Here is a 12,528-nt window from a genome sequence, read left to right on the forward strand (position 1 = left end):
TTTAACTCTCTTGATAACTTGCGGCTTTGCGCCTATCCACGACGATGAAAATGGCGACGATGATGCCGCCGAGCGCGAACATGAGCAGGATAAGCGGTGTTGAAGCATCCTGGTCCGCGCCCCACGGCCACAATGCGCGAAGTGAGCCCAGCATAAAGCCGGCCATGGCGGCGAGGGTCGGATCGCGGTGGGTATCGAGTAGGTAATTCAATACCTTGACGAATGCGGCAAGGCCGCACACCGCGCCGAGGGCGAAGACGCCCACGACGGTCATGTTCCGGTCAGAGACCGCGCCAATGACAGGCTGGTAGAGGCCCATCGTCAGCAAGATGAGTGAGCCCGACACGCCGGGGAGGACGAGCGCGCAGACGGCCACCATGGCCGCCAAGAACACCACAATCAGGCTGGGGTCCTCGACGGGAGTTGAAGTAAAGCCGGTAACGAAGAAGATCGCGACGGTGGCGATGATGAATGCAGCGATGGACGCGGGCGTAAACCGCGACATCATGCTAATTGGAACGATGATGGACACGGCGACCATGCCGAGGAACAATGCGCGGGACAAGGACACTTGCCCTTCCACAAAGTTGTGGAGCAACGTGGAAAAACCGAAGACGGCAAGGAACATGCCGGCGGCGACTGAGACGAGGAAGCCCCATTCAACCTTTTTGAAACGGCCGGAAATGAGATCATTGGCGTTGTGCAAAGCGCGTTCATAGATGCCTACGATGAGCGCGACGGTGCCTCCGGAAATTCCGGGGACCAGCTCGGCCATGCCAATGAGGGCGCCGCGAATGGCGTTAAGAATATAGTGCATAAACCGAAAGTAACGTTGACAGTCTCCTCGGTGGGGATGCCGTGCCGAGGGAGAGGAATGAGCAGATGACTCCTTATTCTCTCATTGTGCGACGCGCTTATGCAAACTATTCAGCCCATAGAAGGTTATACGTTGACTACATCGGCAAGCGCTTTGCCACTTCGCCATAGATTGAGCCCAAGATGGCGAAGGCGGCGAGGCCTACGAGACCGTCGAGAAGCACGGTGTAGAAGGTATTCAACTGCGGGTCATCGGAGGAGGCTGCGGACTTGCGCAGCTCCTGGTAATAAGAGGAGCCTTCCACCTTGGAAGAAACTTCCTTGTCGGTGCTGGATTCCGCAGCGGTAGCAACAGTGGTACCGCCCAAGGTAAGGGCGGCTGCGGTGCTCAAGGCAATGATCGTGCGACGCATGATGACGGGTTCCTTTCGGTTGAAAAGACTAATACCCCACAACATTCTCTGTTGCGGGGTGGAATTGTGCCCCTGGTGAGACTCGAACTCACACTACACGGGTTTTGAATCCGTTGCCTCTGCCAATTGGGCTACAGGGGCGCACAAGCAACGATACTAGCGCAGCTGACCAATGGGAACCTAATTGGCTGCCTAAGGGCAGCGTCGGTGCTGATTGGCGCAACACGTTAGGATGGGCCGGGTGACTACTTCTCAGCCCCGACTCTTGCTCATCGACGGCCACTCCATGGCCTTCCGCGCATTTTATGCACTGCCCGCGGAGAACTTTTCTACCTCGGGCGGGCAGCATACGAATGCGGTCTACGGATTCCTTTCTATGCTGGCGAATATCTTGGCGGAGGAGAGGCCGGACTTCGTCGCGGTAGCCTTCGACGTGGGCCGCAAGACCTTTCGCACGGAGATGTTCCCTGACTACAAGGCACAGCGTGAAGCCGCGCCGGAAGAGTTCCGGGGGCAGGTTGAGCTCATCCGTGAGGTTTTGGAGACGCTAGGAATCACCACGCTGTCGCGCGAGAACTTCGAGGCCGATGACATCGTGGCTACGTTGTCCACGCAGGCGGGCGCGGACTATGAGACCTTCCTGGTCACCGGTGACCGCGACTATTTGCAGCTTGTCGACGACTCCACGACCGTCCTCTATCCCATGCGCGGGGTGTCCAAGCTGCATCGCTTTACTCCAGAGGCAGTGGAGGAGAAGTACGGTCTGAGCCCACAGCAGTACCCAGACTTCGCGGCCCTGCGTGGCGACCCCTCCGATAACTTGCCCTCCGTGCCAAAGGTGGGGGAGAAGACCGCCACGAAATGGATTACCCAGTATGGCTCCCTCGACGGGCTCATCGAGCATGCCGAGGAGATCAAGGGGGTGGCGGGCCAGAACTTCCGCGACCGCATCGAACAGGTCAAGCTCAACCGACAGCTCACCCAAATGGTGACGGATATGGACCTGGAGGTGGGCCCTGCGGATCTGGAGTTTAAGGGAGCGGTCGCTAGCGAGGTTGCGGCTCGCTTCGACGAGCTCGAATTCGGCACCAACCTGCGCGAGCGGGTCCTCAACGCCGTCCCGCACGACGCCAACGCCGAAGCCGCTGCGGCAGAGGAAGCCCCGGACGTCACGGTTACCGTGGTGGACACACCGCTGGCTGAGTGGCTCGAGGGTAAGGAAGACGTAGCAGTCTTCGTACAAGGTGATGGGACCCCGGGCGCGGGTGATGCTGCGGCACTGGCACTGGTCGATTCCTCCTTTGAGGGCCGCCAGATTGAGTTGGCAGATCTCGATGCTGAGGATGACGCCGCGCTGGCCGCGTGGCTGTCATCAGACTCGCCGAAATACCTACACGAGGCGAAGGCCGCCTGGCACATGTTGGCCGGCCGGGGGATTGAACTGCACGGAATTGCCCACGACACCGCCCTTGCCGCCTACCTCTTGCGTCCGGGGCAGCGCACGTATGCGTTGACGGACGTGTACCAGCGTCACCTACAGAAGTCCCTTGGAGCGGCCACGGAGCAGCTCTCCATCCTTGATGAGAACCCACTGGTGGATCAGGCCGCTGCCATTATGGAGTTAGCGGCAGAACTAACGCGTCAACTCCAGGAGATTGACTCCTTCGAGCTCTATACCGACCTGGAGTTGCCGCTGGTAGGCGTCCTTGCCCGCATGGAGGCTGCCGGTATTGCGGTCGACAGAGATGTCTTAGAAACTCAGCGCGATGCCTTCATTGGGCAGGTCAATGAACAGCAACGCGCCGCCCGCGAGCTGGCCGGTGATGATTCTCTCAACCTGAATTCCCCGAAGCAGCTGCAGTCGGTGCTCTTCGATACCTTTGACATGCCGAAGACGAAGAAGACCAAGACCGGCTATTCCACCGCGGCTAAGGAAATTGAGCAGCTTGCTGCAACTCATCCGCACCCCTTCTTGGATCACCTGCTGGCCCACCGCGAGTATCAGAAGATGAAGACAACGCTGGAAGGTCTCATTAAGACCATTCAGCCGGATGGCCGCATCCACACCACGTTTAACCAAACGGTGACTTCGACGGGCCGTCTGTCTTCGACGGAACCGAACCTGCAGAATATTCCGGTGCGTACTGAGGCAGGACGCCAGATCCGTTCGGCTTTTGTGGTCGGCGAAGGCTTTGAGACCTTGATCACGGCCGACTACTCCCAGATTGAGATGCGCGTCATGGCGCATCTCTCCGCAGACCCCGGGCTCATCGAGGCTTACCGCGAAGGCGAGGACCTGCATAACTACGTCGGATCCAAGGTTTTCGATGTACCGGTGGATGAGGTCACCTCGGAGCTGCGCCGCCGAGTCAAGGCTATGTCCTATGGCTTGGTATATGGGCTTTCCGCCTTTGGCTTATCGCAGCAGCTGGGCATCCCGGCACGGGAAGCCAAGGAAATTATGGAGAGCTACTTCGAACGCTTTGGTGGCGTGAAGCGCTACCTCGACGATGTGGTCGTGCAAGCTCGTAAGGATGGCTACACCTCGACGGTCTTCGGGCGCCGCCGCTACTTGCCGGAGCTCAACTCCGATAACCGCGTGGCGCGAGAAAACGCCGAGCGCGCGGCCTTGAACGCGCCCATCCAGGGAACTGCTGCGGACATCATCAAGGTTGCCATGATCCGCGTGGATAAGGCCCTTGAAGGCATGGCCTCGCGCGTGCTGCTTCAGGTTCACGATGAGCTTGTCGTGGAGGTGGCTCCCGGGGAGGCAGAAGACGTGCAGCGCATCCTTGAGCGCGAAATGGACAAGGCTATCGAGTTGACTGTGCCACTCGAGGTGTCCGTTGGCGTGGGCAAGAACTGGGATGCCGCAGCGCACTAGGGGCTTAGGTCAAGCCCACCGCGCGCTCGTCCTCGGTGGGCGTGCGGCGCTCGACTAAACACCCGGCGAGTAGGTCGAAGGGGGTTTGGCCCAGCACAAGGACGCTGAGGCCAAGGATGGCCAAGATGGTTGCCTCAACATAGGGGAGCCCTGTCAGTGCAACAAGAGTAAGGAGTAGCCAGCTGTTGCGAATTGCTGCGCTGGCGATTCCGGGATGCTCAGCGATGACTTCTAGCTTCAGTGACCACTTGCCCAGAGAAGTGTGCTTAATTGACTCCGCCCACACCCGGTAGACGTAGAAGACGAGGGCGAGCGCGATGATGTCGTAGATAGCTCCTGCTCTGCCGTTCAATACTCCGTCGGTGCTGAGGTTGATTGCCCATTTGATTACCACGATGACAGCGGCGGCGAGGAAGGCGTCAATCCACCAGGCCACCGTGCGGCGTAGGAAAATCCCGAGGCGTTCTAAAAGCATGGCTGCCAGCTTAGTTCGCTGCGGGCGGCACACTCCGCACCAGGGTGGGCAGGCGTCCGGGCTATCGTGCTTCGCACACGAAGATGGCGGTGCCAGGGAAAATTTCACCTCGTTCTGGAGACCACTGGCCCCACGTGATGTCGAGGCCCTCTGGCCACTCGGGTTCGATGAGGTTGCAAATCTCGAAGGAACCGCGAACCTGTAGTGCTCGCACCCAATCACCCATCGTGCGGTGAAACTCGGCATAGCTAAGCTCACCGTTGGCATCCTGCTCGAGGTAGGCGCGCTCAAAATAGGACAGCTCTGCTGTGAGGTTCTGGGGATCGTCGGGGAAGACCCAGCGCATTGGGTGCGTCACAGAAAAGACGAAGCGTCCACGTGGACGCAGGACACGGTGGACCTCGCGCAGCGCCGCGTCCAGGTCTGCTACGAAGGGCAAGGCGCCGAAGGCGGAGAAGACGACGTCAAAGGATTCGTCTCGATAGGGAAGCGCTAGGGCATCAGCTTGGACTAGTGGTAGCTCGGGCGCGGCATGGGAGAGCATTCCCGACGAGAGATCAAAACCCGTCGCAAAGTGCGTGCGTCCTTGCAGCCATTGCGTGCACGGCGCAGAGCCGCAACCCAGCTCGAGAACGGTGGCGGAGGAGACGTCACCAAGCAGCTGCGCCTCAGCCTCATGCAGCATTTCCGGGCACCAGTAGAAAGAGGATAGGTACTCGGGATGCTCCGCGTGGTAGGAATCGGCGTCACGATCCCAAAAATCTCGGTTGGCAGAGGATGCCGAAAACGCTGCTGCAGACATTCTTCCTTTCCCAATTCTTTTTCCATGGCGCATTTGCCGTTTTAGCTGCGAGGATGTAGGGTTATACGGGCGTGTCTATGACTCGGGACGCGCTGGGCTACTGTAGGAGAGCTCGGCACGGCTGCGAGTCGGGATTGAAATCCATCTTAAGCCTTGCGCATTCGCGCTGCTTAATGACGCTTTTCAAGAGACGCGTAACTGTCCAATTACGATCTCCTACGTTTATTCGGAGCATAACTACATGCCAACTTCTAACACCCCTCAGGTTGCGATCAACGACATCGGAACCGCAGAGGACTTCCTCGCAGCTGTCGACGCCACCATCAAGTACTTCAACGATGGTGACATCGTCGAGGGCACCGTGGTCAAGGTTGACCACGACGAGGTCCTGCTCGACATCGGTTACAAGACCGAGGGCGTCATCCCGTCCCGCGAGCTCTCCATCAAGCACGACGTCAACCCGGATGAGGTTGTCGAGGTCGGCGACGAGATCGACGCACTTGTTCTCACCAAGGAGGACAAGGAAGGCCGTCTGATCCTGTCCAAGAAGCGCGCACAGTACGAGCGTGCTTGGGGCGCCGTCGAAGAGCTGCACGCCAAGGAAGAGCCGGTCACCGGTACCGTCATCGAGGTTGTCAAGGGTGGTCTCATCCTGGACATCGGCCTCCGCGGCTTCCTCCCGGCTTCCCTCGTTGAGATGCGCCGCGTCCGCGACCTGGAGCCGTACATCGGCCAGGAGCTCGAGGCCAAGATCATCGAGCTGGACAAGCAGCGCAACAACGTTGTCCTGTCCCGCCGTGCATACCTCGAGCAGACCCAGTCCGAGGTCCGCTCCGAGTTCCTGCACCAGCTGCAGAAGGGCCAGGTCCGCAAGGGCGTTGTCTCCTCCATCGTCAACTTCGGCGCCTTCGTCGATCTCGGCGGTGTCGACGGCCTGGTTCACGTTTCCGAGCTGTCCTGGAAGCACATCGACCACCCGTCCGAGGTTGTCACTGTGGGCGACGAGGTCACCGTCGAGGTTCTCGACGTCGACCTGGACCGCGAGCGCGTGTCCCTGTCCCTGAAGGCAACCCAGGAGGATCCGTGGCGCGTCTTCGCCCGCACCCACGCTGTGGGCCAGATCGTCCCGGGCAAGGTCACCAAGCTCGTTCCGTTCGGCGCCTTCGTTCGCGTCGAGGAGGGCATCGAGGGCCTCGTCCACATCTCCGAGCTGGCTCAGCGCCACGTGGAGGTTCCGGACCAGGTTGTCAACGTTGGCCAGGAAGTCATGGTCAAGGTCATCGACATCGACCTCGAGCGTCGCCGCATCTCCCTGTCCGTTAAGCAGGCAGACGAGGACTACACCGACGAGTTCGATCCGTCCAAGTACGGCATGGCTGACTCCTACGACGAGCAGGGCAACTACGTGTTCCCGGAGGGCTTCGACCCGGAGACCAACGAGTGGCTCGAGGGCTACGACGAGCAGCGCCAGGCTTGGGAGGCTCGCTACGCAGAGTCCGAGCGTCGCTTCAACCTGCACACCGCTCAGATCGAGCGCAACCGTGCTGCAGCCGCTGAGGCCGCCGAGTCCGCTGCCAACTCCAACTACTCTTCCGAGTCTCAGGATGCAGCTCCGGCATCCGATTCTCAGGCAGAGGTTGGCGGCTCCCTCGCTTCCGACGAGCAGCTTGCTGCTCTGCGCGACAAGCTCGCTGGCAACTAAAAGCTAAGTCCTCTCGGATAGGCTCCGCCGATTAGTCCGAGACGATCTAGTTCTTGCAGAAAGGCCGCTTCTCCCCGCTGTGGGAGGGGCGGCCTTTCGCGTATCCTAAGCCGGTATGAAACTCATTGGACTCACCGGCGGAATCGGCAGCGGAAAATCGACTGTGGCGCAGCTTCTCGTGCGCCACGGCTGGGAACTAGTGGATGCCGATCAGATAGCCCGGGACATTGTTGAACCGGGTCAACCAGCGCTTACAGAACTGGCGCAGGCTTTCGGGGAAGACATTCTCCAAGAAGATGGGAGCCTGGACCGGGGGTTACTAGCTTCCCGTGCCTTCTCTAGTCGCGAGAAGACCGCTGTGCTCAACTCGATTACGCACCCGCGCATTAACGAGGAAACCCAAGCCCGCTTCGACGCAGCGCGGCAGGCTGGTGCCGATTTCGTGGTCTACGATATGCCGCTCCTCGTGGACAAAGGACTCCACAAGGATATGGACGCCACCATTGTTGTTGACGTTGACGCAGAGGAGCGTGTGCGCCGCCTGGTGGCATACCGCGGGCTGGATGAGGAGGACGCGCGCCGCAGGATTGCGGCGCAGATTCCGGACGACGTGCGGCGTGTTGTCGCTGATTTCATCATTGACAACAACGGCCCCCTCGAAGCACTGGATGAGCAGGTCGAGGGGGTCGCCGAGAAGCTGCGCGCCCGCCTAGGTTAGGCACGCAGCTTCCTAGCAGCAACTTCCTGGCAGAAGCTCCTAGCGCGTTGCTATGACGTCAGAGACTGCGATGTGGTCGTTGTTTTCCATGTCCTCGCCCACGAAATCAAGGTCAGTGCGCATCAGCATGGTGTTGTAATCGTGCCACGATGTCAGCGTGTAATACAGGTGCTGGTCATCCTGGTCTGGCAGCACGAAGGGCGCGTACGTGTCGTTGAGTGGCTCGCCGCTGACAACCTCGGTGGTCTTCGCGCCCACAAGCATGCGGCGCGGTGACCACGGTCCTTCGGGGCTATCTGCGGTGCGCATGACGATGCCCTCTCCCTCCACTCCATACATGGTGACGTACTTGCCCAAGTAGTGGTTGTAGGCCACGGAAAGCTCGGAGACCTTGCCATCGAGCACCTCGGTGGCCCGCGCGGGATCCTTCACCCATGAGCCATCTGAGTAGTAGCTGAAGGCATCTTCGTTGGGGAATTCAGACTTCAACGCGCGGGACAAATATGCCGGGCCACGGCGGCCGTTTCCCGTGGAGTAACGGTAGATATAGTCGTCGTGCTCGATGAAGGCCGATTGCTGCAGCTTTTCGAACCCTGGGCGGTAGTTTGCGCCGCCGGGAATGGGAGCGTTCGTCCCGTGGCTAGCGTTAGTGCGTGTGGCCTCCGGTACCGCGCGCCACGTGACTCCGCCGTCGGTCGACTTCACGGTCCCACCAAAGTTGGTTGACCAGCCGGTTTTCGGGTCGTGCCAAGAGCGCACGGACATGTAGTCGATGTAGTGCACGCCGTCGACCACGATGCCCGCCGTGGGGATGGTGGTGCGCTCGCCGTTGGTATCTTGATCTCCCACCTTCTGGGAGGGGATGAACTCCTTTGCACGGCCATTGGCGGACCATCCGGAATTAGTCAGCGCCTCCTCCAGACGCAGGCCATCACCATAGTCGTGGTCGCTCGTGCGCAAGAGGAGGTTGGAACGCCACCCATCACCGTCGCTCGAACAATCCATGGAATCGCCGAAGACGTAGTAGGAGCGGCCCGCGTTGTCAGAGTAGGCAATGCCGAGGTCGGTTCCGGAAATGTCGAATTTTTGGTCGGTGCGGTTCGGGGAACCGGAACCGGTGATGAGCTGCATGATTTGGGTCGGTCCGCCGGTGATTTGGCGCTGGTTATAGTTGCTGCGCTGTGGTGCTGCGGAGTCACCTGAACTGCTCGAACGAGAGGAGCTACCCAGCAGCGCGTCGAGCCCTCCTAGCGAAGAGCCACCTCCCGGCCCGGAGGCCTCGGGCTTCGACGTGAAGCTACCGGACTTCGAATAGGCCGTACACGGAGAAGCTTGGGCGGTGGGCGTGTGGGACACGATAGCGACGGGCACGAGACCGGCGATGGTCACTGCGCTGGCGAGGGAACGAAACTTCATGCCAGCCGATTCTAAAGGAGAGCGGCAACTTTTAAAGCATATGGTGGCTAAAATTTACCTTGTGCTCGTGCCCCGTTCATCTTGAGTGCTTAATCTGCCCCTCCATGGGAACCTGGGACGTTGGGCCTTTTGATAATCACGCCGCGTGCGAAGCGCTCGCGGAAATTCGTGATGGCTCCTTCGACCTCGACACGTTTAAGAAGAGCTGCGTGGATTCTCCCATCGATGTTGACGACGCCGAGGTCGTCATCGCCTTAGGCGCACTGGCGACGTCCCCGGCGGACAAACTTCCCGCTGGAGTCAGTGTCGAATCCGTTAAAGCACTGCGCACACCGCAGACTCGGGCCTGGCTGCGCAAGAAAATTAACACTGCGATGGAGCCCAATAATTCCCCGATCTATGCACTGTGGGAAACCACGGGTGAGTTAGATCTGTGGCTGCGCACGACGCGTGCTGTATTGCCCTAAACCGTTCTCTCTTGCCTCACACAGTGGCTGGGGTGTTGAGCTGCCGGGACCTAGCAGGTTTAGGCTTCGGCGCGTTAGACTGGTCGGCATGGCTTTTGCTGCTGAACACCCTATCCTGCCGGTCTCGGAACACCGTCCTGTCGGTGAAATCGAACGGCGCTCGGCCGATTTTCGTGTTGAATCAGAGTACCAGCCCGCCGGCGACCAACCTGCCGCCATCGCGGAACTGGATGAGCGGCTGAGTCGCGGCGAGCGCGACGTTGTGCTCATGGGTGCCACGGGTACTGGTAAGTCCGCTACTGCGGCGTGGCTCATCGAAAAACAGCAGCGCTCGACACTCGTGATGGCGCCGAATAAGACGCTGGCGGCCCAGTTGGCAAATGAGCTGCGCCAGCTCCTCCCGCACAACGCTGTTGAATACTTCGTTTCTTACTACGATTACTACCAACCGGAAGCCTATATCGCGCAGACGGATACCTACATTGAGAAGGATTCCTCCATTAATGAGGACGTGGAACGCCTGCGCCACTCCGCCACCTCGGCGCTTCTTTCCCGCCGCGACGTTGTCGTGGTGTCCTCTGTGTCCTGTATCTATGGCTTGGGCACGCCGCAGTCCTACCTCGACCGCTCTGTCGTGTTGGAGGAAGGGGAGGAGATTGACCGCGATCGCTTCCTGCGCCTGCTCGTGGATATCCAGTACGAGCGCAATGACGTGGGTTTTACCCGCGGAACCTTCCGCGTCAAGGGCGATACCGTGGATATCATCCCCGCCTATGAGGAGCGCGCGGTGCGCATCGAATTCTTCGGCGATGACGTGGACGAGCTCTACTACATCCACCCGTTGACGGGCGATGTTCTCGAGCGAGTCGACGAGGTGCGAATCTTCCCCGCGACGCATTACGTGGCGGGTCCAGAGCGCATGGCGCGGGCCATCGAGGACATCAAGGAAGAACTTGCGGAACGCCTCGCCGAGCTGGAGAACCGCGGCAAGTTGCTCGAAGCACAGCGCCTGCGAATGCGCACCGAATACGACCTCGAGATGATCGAGCAGGTGGGCTTTTGCTCCGGCATTGAGAACTATTCGCGCCACGTTGACGGGCGCCCCGCCGGTTCGGCGCCGGCGACGCTCTTGGATTACTTCCCAGAGGACTTCCTCACCATCATCGATGAGTCCCACGTGACCGTCCCGCAGATCGGCGGCATGTTTGAGGGTGATATGGCCCGCAAGCGCAACCTCGTGGAGTTTGGCTTCCGTTTGCCGTCTGCTGTGGATAACCGTCCGCTCACCTTTGATGAGTTCGAAGAGCGCGTGGGGCAAACGGTCTACATGTCGGCCACGCCTGGTGATTTCGAGATGACGGCCTCCGGCGGCGAGTTCGTGGAACAGGTCATTCGCCCCACCGGCCTGGTGGATCCCAAGGTGACGGTCAAACCCACCAAGGGCCAGATCGATGACCTTATCGATGAGGTCCGCTCCCGCACCGCTAAGCAGGAGCGTGTATTGGTCACCACCTTGACTAAGCGCATGGCAGAAGACCTCACTGATTACCTTCTGGAGCATGGCATCAAGGTGCGCTACCTCCACTCGGATATCGATACGCTGCAGCGCGTGGAGCTGCTGCGGCAGCTGCGCTTGGGTGAATTCGATGTGCTCGTTGGTATTAACCTGCTGCGCGAGGGCCTCGACCTTCCCGAAGTCTCACTCGTCGCTATTTTGGACGCAGACAAGGAAGGCTTCCTGCGTTCCACCACTTCGCTCATCCAGACAATTGGCCGCGCCGCCCGAAACGTGTCCGGTGAGGTCATCATGTACGCAGACAAGATTACGGACTCGATGCAGGAAGCCATCGAGGAGACTGAGCGCCGCCGTGAAAAGCAGATTGCCTATAACAAGGAACACGGCATCGACCCGCAGCCATTGCGCAAGAAGATCGCTGACATTTTGGACCAGGTCTACGACAACGCCGATGAACAGGAGCAGGGGGCGGACCCCACGGCAATCGTCGAGAAGCCCGATGTGTCTTCCATGGCTGCCGACGAGGTGCAGGCGCTTATCGACGACCTGACGACCCAAATGCGCGAAGCCGCCCGAGAGCTTAAATTCGAGCTGGCGGGGCGCTTGCGCGATGAAATCGCGGACCTGAAGAAGGAGCAACGTGGACTCAAAGAGGCCGGGATTTAACAGTCTGGGCCGGCGTACTGAGACCTCGTTAGTGCACTGGGCGGGTAACACCACACTCAGTGCCGGCAGCCGTGCCATACTGTTAGGGATTAACCACTAGTTATAAGGAGAATCATGCTGAGCTACAACGTCATCGCCGTGGGAACCGATGGATCACCGACATCCCTGCGTGCCGTCCGTTCTGCCGCATCTATGGCGCGTGCTTATGATGCGACGTTGATCATCGTGTCTGCTTTCTACAACCACTCCGGTTCGATGCTCGGCGCACCGAACGCAGAGGACGCCCGCGTGCCCGTTGTCAGCGAGGAAATGTCGGAGAATTTCCTCAACAATGCCGCGGAGATCGCGCACGGCGAGGGCGCGAAGCGCATCGAGATCATCGCTAAGTCTGGCGACCCTGTGAACTCACTCATCGAGGTGGGCAAGGACTATGACGTCGACTTGTTCGTGGTGGGTAACAAGGGAATCCATTCAGTTCGCGGCCGGGTATTCGGTTCCGTTGCGACGGAGCTAACCCGTAAGGCCCACACGGATGTTGTGGTGGTCAACACCACTGAGTAAGCGCCGGGACCCAGTCGGGTGCACAGCACACGCGCTGATCGACGCGAACACGCCAGCGTTGTTAGACTAGCGGGTGCGCAAAAGCTTTTAGA

General features: G+C 59.7%; 11 protein-coding genes and 1 tRNA gene. 6 read left to right on the forward strand and 6 right to left on the reverse strand.

Translation table 11 applies throughout. From position 1 onward, the window contains the following. Position 1 precedes the first annotated feature (1 nt). From HMPREF2760_RS04580 to HMPREF2760_RS04590, 3 genes are all read right to left on the reverse strand, one after another. Positions 2–817, reverse strand: a complete 816-nt coding sequence (locus tag HMPREF2760_RS04580; RefSeq protein ID WP_070596731.1) for a DUF368 domain-containing protein — start codon at positions 815–817, stop codon at positions 2–4. Between the two features lie 136 nt (positions 818–953). Continuing rightward, complete coding sequence (locus HMPREF2760_RS04585) at positions 954–1,229, reverse strand: hypothetical protein (RefSeq protein WP_070529889.1); 276 nt, start codon at positions 1,227–1,229, stop codon at positions 954–956. Positions 1,230–1,296: 67 nt separating this feature from the next. Next, positions 1,297–1,370: transfer RNA gene (locus tag HMPREF2760_RS04590), tRNA-Leu, on the reverse strand. A 91-nt stretch (positions 1,371–1,461) separates the two neighbouring features. Here HMPREF2760_RS04590 and polA point away from each other — a divergent pair. Then, complete coding sequence (polA, locus tag HMPREF2760_RS04595) at positions 1,462–4,113, forward strand: DNA polymerase I (RefSeq protein WP_070596732.1); 2,652 nt, start codon at positions 1,462–1,464, stop codon at positions 4,111–4,113. Between the two features lie 4 nt (positions 4,114–4,117). Here polA and HMPREF2760_RS04600 read toward each other — a convergent pair whose 3' ends face one another. After that, complete coding sequence (locus HMPREF2760_RS04600; protein WP_070523222.1) at positions 4,118–4,588, reverse strand: RDD family protein; 471 nt, start codon at positions 4,586–4,588, stop codon at positions 4,118–4,120. 61 nt (positions 4,589–4,649) lie between these two features. Further along, complete coding sequence (locus HMPREF2760_RS04605) at positions 4,650–5,390, reverse strand: class I SAM-dependent methyltransferase (RefSeq protein ID WP_070523219.1); 741 nt, start codon at positions 5,388–5,390, stop codon at positions 4,650–4,652. A gap of 241 nt (positions 5,391–5,631) precedes the next feature. Between HMPREF2760_RS04605 and rpsA the strand changes: the two genes are divergently transcribed. Next, positions 5,632–7,092, forward strand: coding sequence for a 30S ribosomal protein S1 (gene rpsA, locus HMPREF2760_RS04610; protein ID WP_010190105.1), 1,461 nt, complete (start codon positions 5,632–5,634; stop codon positions 7,090–7,092). Positions 7,093–7,207: 115 nt separating this feature from the next. After that, a complete protein-coding gene (gene coaE, locus HMPREF2760_RS04615) occupies positions 7,208–7,810 on the forward strand; it encodes a dephospho-CoA kinase (protein ID WP_070523216.1) in 603 nt (200 codons plus the stop codon). A 39-nt stretch (positions 7,811–7,849) separates the two neighbouring features. Here the strand turns inward: coaE and HMPREF2760_RS04620 are convergent, their stop codons facing one another. Continuing rightward, the gene (locus tag HMPREF2760_RS04620) at positions 7,850–9,226 is read right to left on the reverse strand and encodes a DUF4185 domain-containing protein (RefSeq protein WP_070523213.1); all 1,377 of its coding nucleotides are present in this window, start codon (positions 9,224–9,226) and stop codon (positions 7,850–7,852) included. Between the two features lie 104 nt (positions 9,227–9,330). Here HMPREF2760_RS04620 and HMPREF2760_RS04625 point away from each other — a divergent pair, with 104 nt between their 5' ends. From HMPREF2760_RS04625 to HMPREF2760_RS04635, 3 genes are all read left to right on the forward strand, one after another. Next, a complete protein-coding gene (locus tag HMPREF2760_RS04625; protein WP_198530966.1) occupies positions 9,331–9,693 on the forward strand; it encodes a DUF4259 domain-containing protein in 363 nt (120 codons plus the stop codon). Positions 9,694–9,781: 88 nt separating this feature from the next. After that, the gene (gene uvrB, locus HMPREF2760_RS04630; RefSeq protein WP_070523207.1) at positions 9,782–11,875 is read left to right on the forward strand and encodes an excinuclease ABC subunit UvrB; all 2,094 of its coding nucleotides are present in this window, start codon (positions 9,782–9,784) and stop codon (positions 11,873–11,875) included. A gap of 114 nt (positions 11,876–11,989) precedes the next feature. Beyond that, positions 11,990–12,436, forward strand: coding sequence for a universal stress protein (locus HMPREF2760_RS04635; RefSeq protein WP_070596733.1), 447 nt, complete (start codon positions 11,990–11,992; stop codon positions 12,434–12,436). The last annotated feature ends 92 nt before the right edge of the window (positions 12,437–12,528 follow it).

It is taken from the genome of Corynebacterium sp. HMSC065D07 (assembly GCF_001810695.1).
Classification (GTDB): Bacteria; Actinomycetota; Actinomycetes; order Mycobacteriales; family Mycobacteriaceae; genus Corynebacterium; species Corynebacterium hesseae.